The organism is Microbacterium sp. AG238, from assembly GCF_003610405.1.
Lineage (GTDB): Bacteria > Actinomycetota > Actinomycetes > Actinomycetales > Microbacteriaceae > Microbacterium.
Genome location: NZ_RAQC01000001.1, coordinates 1,286,148 through 1,303,597, shown reverse-complemented (window position 1 = coordinate 1,303,597; position 17,450 = coordinate 1,286,148). Strand labels below are relative to the sequence as shown.

At 69.9% G+C, this 17,450-nt stretch carries 17 protein-coding genes and 1 tRNA gene; 11 read left to right on the top strand and 7 right to left on the bottom strand.

Translation table 11 applies throughout. The features are described 5' to 3' along the window. The first annotated feature begins 3 nt into the window (after window positions 1–3). From DEU36_RS06195 to DEU36_RS06185, 3 genes are all read left to right on the top strand, one after another. Window positions 4–621: an asparagine synthase gene (locus DEU36_RS06195; protein WP_120263384.1), complete on the top strand. Its 618-nt coding sequence runs from the start codon at window positions 4–6 to the stop codon at window positions 619–621. Between the two features lie 76 nt (window positions 622–697). Next, window positions 698–770, top strand: a tRNA-Arg gene (locus DEU36_RS06190). A 138-nt stretch (window positions 771–908) separates the two neighbouring features. Beyond that, window positions 909–2,162, top strand: coding sequence for an FAD-binding protein (locus DEU36_RS06185; protein WP_120263383.1), 1,254 nt, complete (start codon window positions 909–911; stop codon window positions 2,160–2,162). 22 nt (window positions 2,163–2,184) lie between these two features. Here the strand turns inward: DEU36_RS06185 and DEU36_RS06180 are convergent, their stop codons facing one another. Continuing rightward, window positions 2,185–3,255, bottom strand: coding sequence for an aromatic acid exporter family protein (locus DEU36_RS06180; protein WP_120263382.1), 1,071 nt, complete (start codon window positions 3,253–3,255; stop codon window positions 2,185–2,187). An 89-nt stretch (window positions 3,256–3,344) separates the two neighbouring features. Between DEU36_RS06180 and DEU36_RS06175 the strand changes: the two genes are divergently transcribed. Together DEU36_RS06175 and DEU36_RS06170 are read left to right on the top strand one after the other, a co-directional pair. After that, a complete protein-coding gene (locus tag DEU36_RS06175; RefSeq protein ID WP_120263381.1) occupies window positions 3,345–4,754 on the top strand; it encodes an L-serine ammonia-lyase in 1,410 nt (469 codons plus the stop codon). Window positions 4,755–4,905: 151 nt separating this feature from the next. Further along, entirely contained in the window at window positions 4,906–5,331 is a 426-nt protein-coding gene (locus DEU36_RS06170) for an Hsp20/alpha crystallin family protein (protein WP_064956137.1), read from the top strand. Between the two features lie 271 nt (window positions 5,332–5,602). On the opposite strand, the gene DEU36_RS06165 is transcribed toward DEU36_RS06170, so the two are convergent. Further along, entirely contained in the window at window positions 5,603–7,021 is a 1,419-nt protein-coding gene (locus DEU36_RS06165; RefSeq protein ID WP_259455343.1) for an HNH endonuclease signature motif containing protein, read from the bottom strand. A gap of 226 nt (window positions 7,022–7,247) precedes the next feature. After that, window positions 7,248–7,679, bottom strand: a complete 432-nt coding sequence (locus tag DEU36_RS06160) for a MarR family winged helix-turn-helix transcriptional regulator (RefSeq protein WP_120263379.1) — start codon at window positions 7,677–7,679, stop codon at window positions 7,248–7,250. 35 nt (window positions 7,680–7,714) lie between these two features. On the opposite strand from DEU36_RS06160, the gene DEU36_RS06155 reads away from it, so the two are divergent. Together DEU36_RS06155 and DEU36_RS06150 are read left to right on the top strand one after the other, a co-directional pair. Beyond that, window positions 7,715–9,514, top strand: coding sequence for a DUF2207 domain-containing protein (locus tag DEU36_RS06155; RefSeq protein WP_120263378.1), 1,800 nt, complete (start codon window positions 7,715–7,717; stop codon window positions 9,512–9,514). Between the two features lie 207 nt (window positions 9,515–9,721). Then, window positions 9,722–10,132 (top strand): hypothetical protein, encoded by a 411-nt coding sequence (locus DEU36_RS06150; RefSeq protein WP_259455237.1) that lies wholly within the window; start codon window positions 9,722–9,724, stop codon window positions 10,130–10,132. Between the two features lie 33 nt (window positions 10,133–10,165). Here the strand turns inward: DEU36_RS06150 and DEU36_RS06145 are convergent, their stop codons facing one another. The 3 genes from DEU36_RS06145 to DEU36_RS06135 form a co-directional block, all read right to left on the bottom strand. After that, window positions 10,166–11,230 (bottom strand): sodium:calcium antiporter, encoded by a 1,065-nt coding sequence (locus DEU36_RS06145; RefSeq protein WP_120263376.1) that lies wholly within the window; start codon window positions 11,228–11,230, stop codon window positions 10,166–10,168. 82 nt (window positions 11,231–11,312) lie between these two features. Further along, window positions 11,313–12,551, bottom strand: a complete 1,239-nt coding sequence (locus tag DEU36_RS06140; protein WP_120263375.1) for an amidohydrolase — start codon at window positions 12,549–12,551, stop codon at window positions 11,313–11,315. Between the two features lie 23 nt (window positions 12,552–12,574). Continuing rightward, on the bottom strand, window positions 12,575–13,009 hold the full coding sequence (locus DEU36_RS06135) for a VOC family protein (RefSeq protein WP_120264392.1): 435 nt from the start codon (window positions 13,007–13,009) through the stop codon (window positions 12,575–12,577). 140 nt (window positions 13,010–13,149) lie between these two features. On the opposite strand from DEU36_RS06135, the gene DEU36_RS16300 reads away from it, so the two are divergent. Next, a complete protein-coding gene (locus DEU36_RS16300) occupies window positions 13,150–13,281 on the top strand; it encodes a hypothetical protein (RefSeq protein ID WP_259455236.1) in 132 nt (43 codons plus the stop codon). 83 nt (window positions 13,282–13,364) lie between these two features. Here the strand turns inward: DEU36_RS16300 and DEU36_RS06130 are convergent, their stop codons facing one another. Further along, a complete protein-coding gene (locus tag DEU36_RS06130; protein WP_259455235.1) occupies window positions 13,365–14,399 on the bottom strand; it encodes a lytic transglycosylase domain-containing protein in 1,035 nt (344 codons plus the stop codon). A 230-nt stretch (window positions 14,400–14,629) separates the two neighbouring features. On the opposite strand from DEU36_RS06130, the gene DEU36_RS06125 reads away from it, so the two are divergent. The 3 genes from DEU36_RS06125 to DEU36_RS06115 all read left to right on the top strand — a co-directional run bounded on the left by DEU36_RS06125 (window position 14,630) and on the right by DEU36_RS06115 (window position 17,384). After that, on the top strand, window positions 14,630–15,103 hold the full coding sequence (locus DEU36_RS06125; RefSeq protein WP_120263374.1) for an S-ribosylhomocysteine lyase: 474 nt from the start codon (window positions 14,630–14,632) through the stop codon (window positions 15,101–15,103). Between the two features lie 37 nt (window positions 15,104–15,140). Beyond that, window positions 15,141–15,794 carry a hypothetical protein gene (locus DEU36_RS06120; RefSeq protein WP_120263373.1) on the top strand — a complete coding sequence of 218 codons (654 nt, stop codon included), beginning with the start codon at window positions 15,141–15,143 and terminating at the stop codon, window positions 15,792–15,794. A gap of 81 nt (window positions 15,795–15,875) precedes the next feature. Next, entirely contained in the window at window positions 15,876–17,384 is a 1,509-nt protein-coding gene (locus tag DEU36_RS06115; protein ID WP_120263372.1) for a PepSY domain-containing protein, read from the top strand. Window positions 17,385–17,450 lie beyond the last annotated feature (66 nt).

Here is a 17,450-nt window from a genome sequence, read left to right as displayed (position 1 = left end):
GCGTTGGCCACCCGTCAAGCGCGTACCAAGAGCTCGGAGATCGTCGCCGAAGGGCTGTACATCGCCTCCGCGGCGACCCGCCTGGCGCTCAAGAACGCCATCCTCGTCGACATCCTCGCCGATGGGCGCGATTTCGAGCCCGATCGCTTTCTCGACGACGCCCGCGATGCGCTGATCTCGCTCGCGGAGGAAGCCGAGGCCGACGCCGAGCGCACTCACCGAGAACGTAAGGCGGCGAGCGGCCGCTACAGCGACTCGAGCGGCACCCACGATTACCGCAGCCGCGATGTGTCGAACCTGCGACGGCGGCGCAAGCAGTCGCTGCGCATCGCCAAGGAGCTGCGTGAACGCGCCGCCGATGAGGGTGAGCTGCGCAAACTGATCGCCGACGCGCGCGAGGCCGCGTGGTCGGAGGTCGCCGGCAACATCGACCGGACGCTTCGCATCGAGGCGGCGCGGCCGGATCTCGAACCCGACTACGAGCGCATGCGCACGGCGCGCATGCAAGCTCTACGGATGGTCGATCTTCCGCGCTTGCGGTCGCAGCGTCGCAACGCGCAACGGCAGGTTGTCGAGCGCGACGAAGCCCTCGATTCCGCGGCCACGCCGGTGATCGACTAGCCGTTCCGCGCTCGATTCGCTCTTTGTGCGAGAGCGGGCTATGCTTGACGACGGCCCGGGAGACATTCCAGGCCATGCGCCCGTAGCTCAATGGATAGAGCATCTGACTACGGATCAGAAGGTTAGGGGTTCGAGTCCCTTCGGGCGCACACTGTGTTGAGACAGTGAACGAGAAGCCTCCGCTCTGCGGGGGCTTCTTTGTTTCTCTTGCACTATCTCGCATGACAGCATCGAGGACTTTGTTGTAGCTGTGTACATTCTCGGTGGCCATCGCGTAGCGTGGGCTCGTGACCGAACGGAACTGGGCCGGAACACACACCTTCGCCGCCGAAGGCGTGCTCGTGCCGACGACGATCGCCGAGGCGCAGCGACTCGTCGCGTCTCACGACCACGTCAGATCGCTGGGGACTCGGCATTCCTTCAACGACCTGGCCGACGCTGCCGGCGTTCTCCTCGACCTGACCGGGATCGATCCCGACATCGTCATCGATGAGGCGGCCCGCACCGTGACCGTGGGGGCCGGCACGCGGTACGCCGTCGTCGCTCGGCACCTCGCCGATCACGGGTGGGCGCTGCACAACATGGGGTCGCTGCCGCACATCTCCGTCGGGGGCGCGACGGCGACGTCGACGCACGGATCAGGCGATCGCAACGGTTCGCTCGCGACCGCCGTCCGCGCGCTGGAGTTCATCGACCCGGACGGCGAGCTGCGCACGGTCTCAGCGGGCGACGACGACTTTGCCGGGAGCGTCGTCCACCTCGGCGCGCTCGGGCCGGTCGTGCGCCTGACGCTCGCGATCGAACCCACGTACCGGGTTCGCCAGGACACGTATGCCGGGCTCACGTGGGACGACCTCTTCGAGCGGTTCGACGAGGTGACGGCATCCGGGTACAGCGTCAGCGTGTTCACGCGCTGGAACACGGCCGATGTCGGCGAGGTCTGGATCAAAGAGCGTCTCGACGAAACCTCGGCTCCCGACATGGCGGAGCGGCTGCTGAGTGCCCGTCGCGTGAGGACGAAGGCAGACTCGCCGGCCGCGGACGGGGTCGACAACACCACCGAGCAGGGTGGCGTGCCCGGCGACTGGTGCGAGCGTCTGCCGCACTTCCGTATCGACGCGACGCCGTCCAACGGCGACGAGATCCAGACCGAGTACTGGGTCGACCGGGCTGTGGCCGTCGAGGCCATCGCGGCCGTTCGTTCGATCGCCGACCGGGTCGAGCCGGCACTCCTCGTGACCGAGCTGCGTACCGTGGCGGCCGACGACCTCTGGCTCTCGCCCGGGTTCGGACGCGACAGCGTCTGCATCCACTTCACCTGGAAGAACGAACCGGATGCCGTTCGGGCGGCGATCTCTCACGTCGAGCGCGTGCTCGCACCGTTCGACGCTCGTCCGCACTGGGGCAAGGTCTTCTCGATGTCCATCGGTACCTCGCTTCCGCATCTCGACGACTTCCGCGAGCTCGTCGCGCGGGTCGACCCGAACGGCAAGTTCTCGGGGCCGTACCTCGAACGGGTGCTGGGTATCCCGGCGCGGTGACCTGCCGCGCCGACCGGTCGCGTCAGGCGAACGGTCGAGACGCCTCGATGATGCGGCTGAGATCGACCGCGGCGCGGGTCCACGGCGAGATGCGGCCGTCGCTGGGCGTGGGTGCCGCCTCGACGACGCGGGCGAGTGCCGTCTCGGCCTCCTCGACCGCCGCCGGGGTCGCGGGATCGCGCACCGGCCGTGCCACCGCCCGCGCTGTGGCCCGTACCGCCTCGGCGAGCTCGGCGCGCAGCGGCTCTGCATCCGGGGTCAGGGGGAGGGCGTCGATCCCCTCGGCGAGCTCGATCGTCTGACGGACGGTGTTCTCGAGCGCTCTCAGGCGGCGCCCGTTCTCGGCCTCGATCCCGCGGCGTCGTCGGGCGAGCGGGTGGGCTTTGCGGCTGCGGGCGGCCTCGCGCACGTCGGCCGAGACGGCGTCGAGGATCTCTTGGAGATAGCGCTGGCCGGTCGCGTCGGTGGGCGCGCTGTCGGCGACGGAGGCGGCGAGCATCTCGAGGCGGTCCGAGACCGCGTCGCGCAGCTGCGACAGGCGGGTGGAGGCGCGTCGCAGGTACAGGGGCGGAACGATCGCGAGGTTGACGGCGACACCGATGACGACGCCGAACGCCATCGTGACGAGGTACGACACCGAGAAGCCGCCGGCGTCGTTCGCTCCCAGCAGCAGCACGAACAACGCCGCGATGGCGATCCAGTCTCGGCCGGTGCCGAGCGCCCGGATGCCGCCGACAGCCACGCCCGCGGCGACGACGATCGCGACACCCAGGATGCGGGGGCTCGGGCCCGAGACGATCCACAGGCCCGCGAGCCCGATCGCGATGCCGATCGCCAGCCCGCCGACCGCTTGCAGTCCGGCCTTGGCCGAGTCGGCGATCGTCGGGTACATGCTGACGAGCACGCCGAGCGGTGCGTAGTAGGAGTACTCGTCGTGCGCGAAGGGGACGAACGGTGCGAGGTACCAGGCGATGGCGGCGGCGAGGGCCGTCTTGCCGGCCAGCAGCAGGCGCGAGACCGCGAAGGCCTCGCCGCCCGCGGTTCGCGCGGCGGCTTTGAGCGACGCCAGACGGGGGTGGGGTGCAGTGGTCATCGGTCGCGACGATAGGTGCGCCCCGGGTTCTCGCATATGCCCTTGACGTCGCCGGGCTCCTGCGGCAGATGCTGGCGTAGCCTGGGGGTGTGAGCGCTTACGTCTCGGCGTTCGAGCTGTTCTCCATCGGTGTAGGACCCTCGAGCTCCCACACGGTCGGACCGTTGCGCGCTGCCCGCGCCTTCGCGGTGGGGCTCGAAGCCGGTGGCCGGCTGAACGAGGTCGAGCGCGTCGGCTGCGTGCTGTACGGGTCGCTCGGGGCGACCGGGATCGGGCACGGCACGCCGGATGCCGTGGTCGCGGGGCTGCAGGGCCACGCGCCGGAGACCGTCGATCCCGATGTGGTTCGCGCGGCGTGGACGGATTGGGTCGACGGAGCGGTCCTTTCGCTCGCGGGGCGGCACCCGGTGTCGTTCTCGCGAAGCGACGTGTCCTTCGAGCCGCGGACGCGACTGCCCGAGCACCCGAACGCGATGACGCTCAACGCCTGGGATGCCGCAGGCGTGCTCGTCGCATCGGAGACCTACCTCTCGGTCGGGGGCGGTTTCATCCGCCGGGCGGGGACGGGCGAGCAATCGCACGCCGATGGTTCGACGGGCCGGGATGTCGCATGGCCGTACCGCTTCGGCAGTGCCGCAGAGCTGCTGGAGCTGTGCGATCGCGATGGCCTGAGCATCGCCGGGCTGGCGCGCCGCAACGAGGAGGCGCTCCGGCCCGAGGCCGAGGTCGCCGCCGGCCTCGACGCGATCTGGGACGCCATGGCGGGGTGCGTCGAGGCGGGCCTGCGCGCCGAGGGCACATTGCCGGGGATGCTGCGGGTGCGGCGTCGCGCAGGTGCGATGCGCGCGCAGCTCGAAGCGGCCGAGGCCGCCGGTGGGCGCGAGCTCCCGGGGGAGTGGCTCGGCGCTTTCGCGCTCGCCGTCAACGAGGAGAACGCATCGGGGGGACGCGTGGTCACCGCGCCCACGAATGGGGCCGCGGGCATCCTCCCCGCCGTCGCGATGTACTGGTGGCGGTTCGCCGCGGAGTCGCGGCTCGGGTCGGAGGAGCTCGATCGCCGGCGCGGCATCCGGCGGTTTCTGTTGACCGCGACCGCGCTCGGCTCGCTCTTCAAGGCGAACGCGTCGATCTCGGGCGCGGAGGGCGGCTGCCAGGCGGAGGTGGGTTCCGCGTGCGCGATGGCGGCGGGCGGTCTGACGGCAGTCATGGGCGGCAATAGCGCGCAGATCGAGAACGCTGCGGAGATCGCCATGGAGCATCACCTGGGGCTCACGTGCGACCCGGTCGGCGGCCTCGTGCAGATTCCATGCATCGAGCGGAACGCGATCGCCGCGTCGACCGCGGTCACCGCGGCACGCCTCGCCCTGCGCGGCGATGGGCAGCACTACGTCTCGCTCGACGCCGTCGTCGAGACGATGCGTCAGACCGGGATCGACATGTCGCACAAGTACAAGGAGACGAGCGAAGGCGGTCTCGCCGTCAACGTCGTCGAGTGCTGAGTGGCGCCCATGTGCCCCGCTCGTCGGGGCGCTGTTCGCCGTGCGAGAACCCTTGGCACTCGATGGGGTGGAGTGCTAATCTGGATGCAGTTGAGCCGCTAAGGCTCAACTTTCAGATCTCAACACGAAGCATCAGAGAAGGGAAAGATCGATGGCTACTTACGACCCGTTCCGCGACCTCGACCGCATCGCCTCGAGCCTCTTCGACACGCGCCGCGGCCCCCGTCGCATGCCGATGGACCTCTACCGTGACGGCGACCACTACGTGATGACCGCCGACCTGCCCGGCATCGACCCGGGTTCGGTCGACATCGACGTCGACGGCCAGCTGCTGACGATCCGCGCCGAGCGCACGCTCGCGAGCGGTGACGGTGTGAAGTGGATCACGCGCGAGCGCGAGGCCGCCAGCTTCCTGCGTCAGCTGAACCTCGGTCAGGGCGTCGACACCGAGGGCATCGCCGCGACCTACAACAACGGTGTCCTGACGGTCACCATCCCGGTCAGCGAGAAGGCCAAGCCGCGGAAGGTGGAGGTCACGACCGACGCCGCCGCGCCGGTGGTGCCGATCGAGAACTGATCGACAACTGATCGCGCAGGACCTGCCGAAGCGCATGTCGTGACGCGTTCACGGCGCGCGTCGAGCGCACTGCATGACGGGCGGCCGCAGCCCCTTCGGGGGCGCGGCCGCCCTTTGCGTGTGCACAGCGACGGCAGGGTCCCAGGGTCGTCGCGGACTGACCTCAGAGAGGCAGCGATGCGTCGAGGTAGCGATGCGTCGGGGGGCGCGCTGGCATAGTTTCGCCACGCCTGGGAAAGTCGTGGTGCGCGCGATTGCGCGACGCACCGGCTCAGAAGGGTGGTGGTTCGGGTGGCGTTGTTCCGCCGGTTCGGTCGTCCGGTGGTGGGTCGGTCGTGTCGGTCGTGTCGGTGGTGAAGCAGACGGCGGGTGTGGGTACGTCTTCGCGGTAGAGCCTGCCGAGGGGTGAGGTCCATTCCAGGACTCCGCCGCCGACCTGCCGCACTTCCCACCGGGTGAATTGCTTCATGGAGTGGTGTCGTTGGCAGAGGTGGGCGAGGTTGAGGAGGTGGGTGTGGCCGCCGAGGGCGTAATCGATGGTGTGGTCGAGTTCGCACCTGATCGCCGCCCGCCGGCATCCGGGGAACCGGCAGTGCTGGTCGCGTGCGGTGAGGAGCTTCTTCATCGCGACGGTGGGCCGGTAGGTGTCGATCTCGACCGGGGTGCGGGTGACCGGGTCGATGAAGAGCCGGTCCCACTCGGAGACCTGTCCCGCGAGTTCACGCGCGGTCTCGGCATCGATCAGCGCGCCGCCGACGGCCTCAGCCGGGTGCTCGTCACGGCCCATCAGGGTCTCCGCGGCGACGGTGACCTGCACGCGTGCGCGGATCGCCCCGAGCCCACCGGCCCGGTCGGCCCCGTAGGTCGGGTCGACCACCGGTGCTCCACCGAGGACGAGGTCGCCGAGGATGTCGGCCCGCAGCTGATCCATCGTCCGCGTATCAGTGGGCTCCTCCGCCCCGGCGGCATCCATCTCGGTCGCGCCAGTCGCCCCGGTGGCATTCATGCCCGCCGAACTCCCCGCGGCATCCACCCCGTCTTCCGGACCAGTCGCGACCCGGGCGTCCTTCACCGACTGTCCCATCTGCGTCAGCCGGTCGAGCATCCCCACGGCGATGACGGTGGGGAGGTTGGCGACGAGGTTCGACATCCCGTCGGACCCGTGGAAGACCCGCACGCACCGCTCCGCCGCCGCAGCCGTGTGCCGCTCCGTGAACGATCGCGGGTGCACCCGTGCCGCCAACAACTCCAGCGCACCCCGTACGCGTGAGGGCACATCCCGCTCGCACACATCGATCGCGGCATCCGCGAACGACCCTCGCACCTCATCGGGTACTCCCGTCCCAACCCGCACGATCACATCCACGTGTCCGCGTTCGATCCGCCGTTCCACCCACGCCGCGAACACGGCCGGGTAGTCGTCGATGACGGTCATCGCATGGTCGATCTCGCCCTGCAACCGCCGATCCGTCAACCGCGCCATCCCCGCCGCCTCAGCCGCAACCGATCGCAACTCCATGTCCGACGCCATGCCCCGCACCCCACCGTGCCGGGCCTCCCGCAACGCCGACCGTCCCAGATCGGCCAACGCACGCATCCGTTCAACCTCGCCGGCATGGACAACATCGAGCGCCTCCACGAACCTCGCAAACGCGAGCACCTGCGCGGGCGCGGCGTCATCGCATCGCATCCCACCCATCTCGCCGCTCGCTGCCATGTTCCCATTGTGGCAGCGGGGTACGACATTCAGGTCGAACTTTTGTGCGACTGTGAGGGCAATTGATGACGGCGCCGCTGGGGAGGAGCAGGCGCCCGGCACTCCGGCCCCGGCGACGCCGAACCCGAACCGAGCCAAGGCCCGTCACGAACCGCCACGCCACCACCCGCCCGAAAGCCACCGGACCGGGCGCCGCAGATCAGGAGAGTCGGCGCAGCTTCGTCGTGAGCTGCTCGAGCTGCTCCAGTTCGTCCGTCGACAGCACCGACATCCGCTCGGCGATCGAACGTCCGTGAGCTGCCGCGAGGCGGCGGAACGCCGAGACGCCTTCGGGTGTCGCGGTGAGCATCGCGCCGCGGCCGTCGGTCGGGTCTCCGCATTTGGTGATGAGCCCGCGCGCGACCATCCGGTCGACGAGCCGCGACACGCTCGGCTGGCTGATGAGCATATTCGCCGTGACGTCGCGCAGCCGCGCACGATGACCGGCGCCACGCACGACGGTCAAGAGCACGTCGTACTCGGCTTGCGTGAGCTCGTCGCCGGCGAAGTCGTTGCTGATGTCGTCGAAGATCTCGTGCTGTGCGCGGAAGAGACTCTCCCACGCTGCCACGGCACGACGACGATCGCTCATGGCGACAACTTTACTGCCCGCCTAAGCTGGTCGGCATGATCCGTCGCAGCCGGGCGGCAGTCGCGGTCGCGGTCCTCATGCTGATCACAGCAGTTTTCGCGCTGGCAGCACCGGCCGCGGCATCCGCCGACGAATCCGCCCATCTCGATGCGTTCGTCTTCGACTCGCTGTCCGTCGACTACACACTCACCCGCGAAGACGACGGGACCGCACGCATGCGCGTCGTCGAGACGTTCGTCGCCGACTTCCCCGATTCGGATCAGAACCGCGGCATGCGGCGACTTCTTCCCGAGACCTACAACGGGCAGCCGCTGCATCCCGAGCTCATCTCGGTCACGGATGAGAACGGCGCGGCCCGGCCCGTCGAGACCGACAGCGAGGACGGCACGCTCGGCATCCTGACGCGAGGTACCGACTATCTGCACGGCCGCAACACGTTCGTGTTCACCTATGACCTCGAGAACGTCGTCTGGGACTTTCCCGACACGGGACTCGAGTTCTTCTGGGACGTCAATGGCACCGACTGGAACCAGCCGTTCCGCCGGGTGACCGCGACGCTGCATGTCGATCCGACCATCGCGGACTCCCTCGCGGGACGTGAGGCCTGCTACGTCGGTGAGCAGGACAGCACCACCGCGTGCCCGGAGATCACCGCGTCGCCGGATGGCGCCACGATCACCGCGTCGGCGTCCGACCTGGCTCCGCATGAGACCCTCACCCTGGCGGTCGGGTTCGAAGCGGGTGCGTTCGAGACCTACGACACCTCGTTCGTGTCGTCGCCTCTCGGATGGCTTCAGTCCGGGTCGGTCGCGCTCCTCGCCGGCGCTACCGGCTGGGCGCTGCGGAACCGGCGCCGTTACCTCCGCGACGAGCCGGGGCGCCCCACGATCATCGCCGAGTACACCCCTCCCCGGGATATCGATGCTCTCGAGTCGGCGGTGCTGCTGAAGAAGACCTCGAAGGCGATCCCGGCCGAGGTGCTCGAACAGGCGCTCGTCGGCTCGATCCGCATCGTCGACGACGGCAAGCATCGCTGGGGGCGGGCGAAGCTGCAGGCGGAACTGGTCGACCCGAAGCTGGCCGATCAGAACGGCCGGATGCTGCTGAGCGGGATGTTCCCGCACCACCGGCGCGGCGAGATCTACCGTTTCGGCTCGTCCGATACCCGGCTCTCATCCGAGACGCAGCGCGCCCTCAAGCTCGCCGAGGACAACCTCAAGCGGCGCGACATGTACCGCACGGTTCCGGCCGGGGTTCGTGGCTGGCCGGTCGCCGCGTGCGTCGTGCTGGCCGGTCTCGTCATCCTGTTCGGCGCGCTGGCCCTGAGCTCGTACGTGCACCCGGCCCTCCCCGTGGTGGGGATCGTGCTGGCCGCGGCATCCTTCTTCGTCGTGATCTTCGCCGTCTCGGGCTCGCCGCTCTCGCGAGCCGGCGCCGAGACGCGTGATCACCTCCTGGGGCTCGACCTGTTCATTCGCTGGGCCGAAGAAGATCGCATCCGGATGCTGCAGTCGCCGGCGGGCGCTGAACGCGAGCCCGTGGCGACGGACGACCCGCGCGAGGTGCTGCGGATCTACGAGCGGCTGCTGCCGTACGCCGTGCTGTTCGGCCGCGAGAAGGAGTGGGCGGCCCACCTGACGGCGGCGTACGCCGCCGCCGGCGTGACCGCGCCGATCTGGTACTCCGGTTCCGGAGGGTTCGACGCCTCGTCGTTCGCGGCCGGCATCGGCACCCTGTCGTCGGCCGCCGCGTCGTCGTCGTCGACGGCTGGCGGGTCGAGCGGCGGCGGTTCAGCGGGCGGGGGAGGCGGCGGGGGTGGTGGCGGCGGCGCCTGAGTGACCGTCAGTCGGAGCCCCGCCGGGCGTCGCGAACGCAGTTGAGGGCCCGACCGAAGAGGCATTCGGTCGGGCCCTCGTCCCTTTGCACCAAGAGTTTCCTGCAATCACATGCCGGTGGCTGCCACAGCAAACAGCTACCGTGCGAGCACTCTATAACGACGAGGTAACGACGAGCAAGGGTTTTCCGTTATCTCTTCGTAATCATTGAGAACACTGAGCCTGCGCCTCACCGACGTCGGGCTTTCGGCCTTCGAGGAGCCGCCGGTCTGTCAGGATGAGCGGGTGCACGCCCACGGCCGAGACACCGCCAGCGGACCCTTCGTGGTCACGCTCGTCGTCGACCTGCCGATCGCCAAGCCCGACGCGCTCGAGACGATCGCCTTCGTCTCGGACGGCGTCATCGAGAACGCGGGCACCGCGTTCCCCCGCGTCGGACTCGGCCGGGACGTATGGGCGGAGGTGCAGATCCCGAAGTTCGCCGACCCGCCCCCGCTTGCGGTGGACGTGTGCTCCGACGTGTCGTGGGATGCTGCGGCGACCGAGGCCGCGCGCCTGGCAGATGCACTGCGCCGCGTGGGCTGGTCGGTGCGGTCGCCCCGCTCGGACGAGATCTGACCCGCGCCCTCGGCGACGCCCACTCGGCGACGCTCACCCGGCGACGGCGAAGAGACCCGCCACGCCGGCGCCGTAGAGCACGAGCACGACGAGCGAGTCGACGCCCATCCCGGCGACGCGCCGTGCGGGCCGGAAGATGAGCCCGACGACATACACGAGGGTCAGCAGCGCGGCCAGCGCCGTGAGATAGATGTCGGCGCCGTTCGCTTGGGGCAGCACAGCCTGCCCCGAGATCAGTGTCGCCACGAGGAACAGCACCGGCAGGAAGGCGTTGCCGCCGAAGATGTCGCTCATCGCGAGGTTGTCGTCGCCCTGCCGGATCGCCTGCAGCCCCGTCGAGATCTCCGGCAGCGCGGTGGCCAGCGCGAGGACGGTGGCTCCGAACAGCACGCCCGACAGCCCGATCCCGTCGGCGATCGCGTCGCCGGATCGTTCGAGAACGACTCCCGCACCGAGGGTCGCGAGCGCCGAGACCACGAACACCACGACGACCGCGGGAGTGCTCATCGCATGATGCGGATGCTGCGGCTTCGCGCGCCGGTGGCCCGGCGTGTGCTCGCTCGCGCCCGGCGACGTGCCGTTCTCATGCCAGGGCAGATGCTTCCCGGCGCGCTGCACGAGGAAGAGCCCCGCGAGCCACAGCGCCGCGATGAGCACGACATCGGGGGTCACCCGTGCGACGACGAGGTCGCCGGGCAGCTGGCTGCCCGCCATCACCACGGCGAGCACGGCGACCACGACCACGGCTTCGAGCACGAGGACGAGTGACGCCGCACGATAGGTGAGCGGCCTGACCCCGCGCCCGCGCTTGCCGAACGCGTCGAGGATCACCAGTACGACCGTCTGCAGGGCGATGCCGCCGAGGATGTTGCCCACGGCGACCTCGAGGTTTCCCGAGATCGCGGCGCTGACGGTGATGGCGATCTCCGGCAGGTTCGTCGCCACAGCGAGCACGATCAGTCCACCGAAGGCACTGCCGATGTGCCATCGGTCGTCGAGCACGTCGGTCGACTTCGAGAGCTGGATGCCCGCCACCCACACGACGGCCGCAGCGCCGACGAACATCACCAGGAGCAGCCACAAAGGCAGGTTCGACATGCCTCAGTGCACACCCGTCCAGCGGCATGCGCGTACCTCTTGCGCTCGCGGGCGCGAGAGACTCCGGTTCAGCCGGGCGGGCTCAGCGCAGCCAGCTGGAGCGCCCGAACCGCTCCCACCGCTCGACGATGTGCACGACTGCGTCATCGGTGCTCTCGAGCACCGTGGTGCCGCCGATCACGACGTGCTCGACACGCGATTCGACCGCGAGCGGGTCGCCCGACCACAGCACGATGTCGCCGTCGCGACCGGGCTCGAGAGCACCGACGCGATCGTCGAGACGCAGGATGCTGGCGGGGTTGGTCGTCAGCGCCTGCAGGGCGACGTCGGCCGGGAGGCCCTCGCGCACTGCCAGGATGGCCTGCAGCCGGATCTGGTCGATCGGCACAACCGGGTGATCGGTCGTGATCGCGACGGTGACGCCCGCCGCAGCGATCAGGGCGAGGGCCCCGATCGCACGGTCGCGCAGTTCGACCTTCGAGCGCGAGGTGAGCATCGGTCCGAAGATGACCGGGATGCCCTTCTCGGCCAGGACATCGGCGATCTTGTGGCCTTCGGTGCCGTGGTTGACGACGAGGCGGTAGCCGAACTCCTCGGCCAGACGGATCGCGGTGACGATGTCGTCGTGCCGGTGGCTGTGCTGGTCCCACAGGAGCGTGCCGTCGAGCACCTCCGCGAGCGTCTCTTTGCCGAGATCGCGATCGAATGGTTCGCCCTTGGCTGCCGCGGCATCCCGTTTGGCCACGTAGTTCTGCGCATCGACGAAGGCGTCGCGCAGCACGGAGGCGACGCCCAGGCGGGTCGAGGGCGTCTGCTTCTTGTCACCGTAGACGCGCTTGGGGTTCTCGCCGAGGGCCGACTTCACCGACACGTTCTCGGCGATCACCTGTTCGTCGACGGTGCGCCCGCCCCAGGTCTTGATCGCGACCGTGCGTCCGCCGATCGGATTGCCCGATCCCGGCTTGATGACGACGGACGTCACGCCGCCGCGCAATGCGTCGCGGAACCCGACCTCCTCGATGTCGATGCCGTCGAGTGCGCGGAAACGAGCGCCGTTCGGGTCGGTCATCTCGTTGGTGTCATTACCCGACCAGCCTTCGCCGTCTTCGTGGACGCCGAGATGCCCGTGGGCCTCGACGAATCCGGGCAGCACCCAACGCCCCGCGGCATCCACGATCTCGGCTCCGTCGGGAACGGGCGTCTCGGGTCCGCCGACGGCGGTGATCACGCCGTCGGTGACGACGACCGTCCCGCCCTCGATGACGGGTGCGGACACGGGGACGATGCGGCCGTTCACGACGGCGAGGATGCGGGGGGCCATGACGTCGACCCTATGACGGGTGGTCACTGGAGGCAGAACTCGTTGCCCTCGGGGTCTGTCATCTGCCAGTAGCGCTCGGGCCACGCGCCCCACTGCTGCTCGACGAGCCGGACGACGCTCGCGCCGAGCGCGACGAGCCGATCCTTCTCGGCGTCTACGGCTTGCGGCGAGGCCCGGCGCTCGCCGTCTGCGGGTGCGACCGAGACGTCGATGTGCAGCCGGTTGCGCCCCGTCTTCGCGCCGTCGGCGTGATGGAAGTAGAGGCGCGGCCCGCGGCCGTCGGGATCTTCGGCGAGCCCTCGGCGGTCGAGATCGTCGTCGGTGAGACCGGCCTCGAGCTGCTGCCGGCGCATGTCGTCGGGCCAGTCGAGGCGGGGATAGCCGAAGACATCCGACCAGAAGTGCGAGAGCGCCCGCGGATCGTCTGCATAGAAGGTGATGTTGCCGAGCCTGTTCATGGTGACCTCCTCGTCGCGACCGACGGTACCCCCGACCACCGACACCGGGTACACCCGACGTCGCCGCGAGGCAACGGGGCTGACCGCGGCCGGGCATCGTCGTAGCGTGAGCGGTTCACGAACTGCAGGGAGGAACCCTCATGAGTCTCAATGGAAACGTGCCCTTCGTCGCACCCGGTGAGATGCCGATCGACCCGATCGAGGAGGCCCCGACGCTCGAGGTCACGGGCGACGACCTCCTCGACGACGAGGCTCTCCCGGACGAGGACTGACCCGCCGGCACAGCGAAAGCGCACGTCTGCACGGTCTCCGCGTCAGCGGACCGTGCAGACGTGCGCTTTCGCCTGCTATCGGGTCAGTACCAGCCGGTCGACTGGGAGTGGCCCCACGCGCCGCACGGCGAGCCGTAGCGGCCGGAGATGTAGCCGAGGCCCCAGCGGACCTGCGTGACGGCACTGGTCTGCCAGTCGCCGCCGGCCGACGCCATCTTGCTGCCGGGGAGCGCCTGCGGGATGCCGTAGGCGCCGCTGCCGCTGTTGTAGGCCTGGTAGTTCCAGCCCGACTCCTTGTTCCAGAGCGAGACGAGGCACGAGAACTGGTCCTGGCCCCAACCGAACTCGCCGAGCATGCTGCTCGCGGCCTCCTGTGCGGCGCCGGGCGAGTTGTCACCCGTCGAGGCGACCGCAGAAGCAGCGGGCGCAGCCGACGACGAGGACGACGAACGCGAGCTGGTCGAGCGCTGTGCGGCCGCGGCGGCGGCGGCTTCTTCCTCGGCCTTGGCCTGTGCGGCGGCCTCGGCTGCTGCAGCCTCCTCAGCGGCGATGCGAGCGGCCTCTTCCTCGGCTGCCTTCTGCGCCTGCGCCGCCTCGAGGCGCCCGCGCAGGTCGGACGTCTCGGCCTGCACGTCATCGGTCGCGTCGACCAGCTTGTCGGTCAGGTCGGGGAGGAGCAGCGTCGGGATGACGTCGGTCTGCTTCAGACCCTCGATACGCTCACGAAGCTGCGCGGTGTCGATCGTCGTGTCGCCCTCGATGGGGAGGGCGGCCGCGGACACGTCGCCGGTCACGGTCGCGGCCTCGACGACGGATGCCTCGGCTGCGGCGACCGCGTCGCTCGTGGCCTGCTCGATCGCGCTGAGCGGCTTGGCCGTCGAGGTCGCCGCGGCGGTCACGAGCGCGGCGCGCTGCATGACGGGTGCGGGACCCGAAGCGGTGGGAAGGGCGGCCGAAGCGGTCGTGCCGACGACCGCTGTCAGGCCCAGGGCCAGCCCGAGAGTGAGGGCGGCGGGGCGGACGAAGCGGCGGGATGCGGAGGTGGTGGAGCTGGTGGAGCTGGAGCTGGTGGAGCGCCGCAGGTCGCGGCGGGTGGGCTGGCTTGACGAAGAAGTCATGCGAACAGGGGCGGTCCTTCGATGTTTGCGGGCACCGCGACAGGCGGCGGGCGTCTCGGGCGGACGCACAAAACTCCCCGAGTCTGCGCGGTGAGTCTGGACGAGTCCCGGACAGTCCCTGGACGTAACCTGGGAGCGGGGGTGGGCCGACCCCGCGGCTCGGCGGGCTAATCTGGCCGGAACGACGGGCTGTGTCTGCTGTCCGACCGCCCGCGCCGAGGGAGGAAACCATGGCTGAAATCGAGAGCTTCACGCTGGACCACACCGCCGTGATCGCCCCGTATGTGCGGCGCATCGGGGTCGAGCACGGTCCGGGCGGCGGAACCATCACGAACTTCGACGTGCGGTTCGTGCAGCCCAACGCGGGCGAGATCCCGACCGCCGGCATCCACACCATCGAGCACATGCTCGCCGGCCTCCTCCGTGACCGCATCGACGGTGTCATCGACATCTCGCCCTTCGGTTGCCGCACCGGATTCCACCTGCTGATGTGGGGCGAGCCCGAGGTCGCCGACGTCGTCGCCGCACTGACGGGGAGCCTGCGCTTCATCGCCGATGAGGCGGTCGAGGCCGACATCCCGGGCGTCTCCGCGCTCGAGTGCGGCAACTACCGCGACCACTCCCTGCACTCGGCCCGCGAGTGGTCGAAGACCGTGCTCGATCAGGGCATCAGCCTCGACGCCTTCTCCCGCGTCGGAGTCTGACGACCGCCCGACCGATCGACCGACTGACCGCCGCGACGTGACCTCCCCTCGCCACCAGCGCGCGCTGAGAGCCGTCGCCGCCGCGACCCTGGCGACGTTCGTCGCGCTGCTCTCGCACGTCGCGGCGGGAGGCGAACCGCCTTCGCCCCTGGGCGCCGCGCTACCGTGGGCGCTCTCGCTGATGGTGAGCCTTCTCGTCGTCGGGCGGCGTCTCTCGGTCGTTCGCCTCGGGGTGGCCGTCACCGCCGCGCAGGCGCTCTTCCACGTCATGTTCGCGCTCGGGGTCGTCCCGCTTGCAGGCTCGACGCCGGGCGCGCCCGATGCCGCGGGCCAGACGGGTCCGTTCAGCCTGCATGCGGGACATATGTCGCTGCCGGCATCCCTCGCTATACCCGGTGTGCCGGGTGCGCTGGCCGGGGTCGCACCGGATGCCGCGATGCTCGTGGCCCACGTGCTGGCCGCCGCAGTGACGACGCTTCTGCTCCATCGCGGCGAGCAGCTCGTCGCGGCCCTGTCGGACATCGCCCGGCGGATCGCGCTGCGACTGCGTACCGTGACCCGAGGCGCCCTCCCTCGCGTCCAGATGCCGCCGCGGGTGCGCCCGCTGACGGCGAGCGTCGGTATGCCGCGCCTCCGAGCTCTCCTGGCGGCTCCCGCCCGCCGCGGCCCGCCCGCACTCCTCGCTTCCTGACGCCTCGGCGACCGTCGGGGCGATGCGTCGTGCGCGCCGAACCTTCTCCGCGCGCCGGCACCCCGACGACCGAGGAGACCCATGTCCATCACCGAGTCGCGCACGCCCGCAGGCGGCGCTTCCGACCGCGACGGCGCACCCGTCACCCCGACGCGCGAACACGCTCCGCCTGCCCCACGCCGCTCGTGGGCGATGCCGCTGCTGCTGCGCATCCACTTCTTCGCCGGCATCCTGGTCGGCCCGTTCATCCTGATCGCCGCCCTCAGCGGCGCGATCTACGTCGTGACGCCGCAGCTCGAGCGTGCCGTCTACGCCCACGAGCTCAGCGCGCCCGTCACCGAGACGGCACTCTCGATCGGCGACCAGGTCCGCGTCGCGCAGGCGTACATCGGCGAGGGCGCATCCCTCGCCGCCGTCCGGCCCGCGCCGGAAGCCGGCGACACGACGCGTGTCATGTTCGCGCAGGAAGGCCTCGGACCGAGCGAGACCCGTGCCGTCTTCGTCGACCCGGGCACCGGCGAGATCCGCGGCGACCTCACGGTGTACGGCACGAGCGGAGCGCTGCCCATCCGCGCGTGGGTGAGCGATCTGCACCGCAACCTCCACCTCGGCGAGCCCGGTCGCCTCTACAGTGAGGTCGCCGCCTCATGGCTCGGCATCGTCGTCGTGGTAGGACTCGCCCTCTGGCTGGCGCGGCTGCGCCGGGCGCGCGTGAAGAAGGACCTGCTCCGTCCGAAGCGCGGCGCCACAGGCTATCGCAGGGTCTTCGGATGGCATGCGTCGCTCGGGGTGTGGCTCGTCGTCGGGGCGCTCTTCCTCTCGGCGTCCGGCATCACGTGGTCGACCTACGGCGGAGCGAACGTCTCGACGCTTCGTGCCGCGCTGTCGTGGCAGAACCCGACGCTGACGACTGACCTCGGCGACGCCGCTTCGGCCGCCGGATCGAGCGCCGGCACCCACGCCGATCATGGCGTCATCACCGCGCCGACGGCGACGGTGTCGCCCGACACGTTCGACGACGTGCTCGCGGTCGCCCGCACCGAGAACGTGAACGTCGGGCTCATCGAGATCCGGCCGCCCGCCTCGGCGGGGCAGGCCTGGGTCGTCCAGGAGATCCAGCGGAGCTTCCCGACCGAGGTCGATGCGGTCGCGGTCGACGGCGACACGCTCGCGGTCGTCGATCGGGTGGATTTCGCCGACTACCCCGTCATGGCGAAGCTCGCGCGCTGGGCCGTCGACCTCCACATGGGGTCGATGTTCGGACTGGTGAACCAGCTCGTCCTGTTCGTCGTCGCCGCGGGCATCGCCGTGATGGTCGTGCTGGGCTACCTCATGTGGTGGAGACGCCGCCCCACGCGCGACGGTGCCCGTCGAATGGGAGCGGTTCCCGGCGACGCACTGCCGAACGCACCGGTGTGGGCGGTCGCCCTCGTCGTCGCCGCCGCGATCGGCATCGGATACGCCCTTCCTCTCGTCGGGGTGCCACTCGCGGCATTCGTGATCGGCGATGCGATCGTGCAGGGGATCCGAGCCCGACGTGCGCCGAGATCTTCGTCCGGGGGAGCGGAAGCGAGTGTGGTCAGGCCATGACGGGTCAACCCCTCGTTCCCGGCGAACTCTCAGGGTAAAGTTCCGGGCGAAGAACTCCGGCCACCC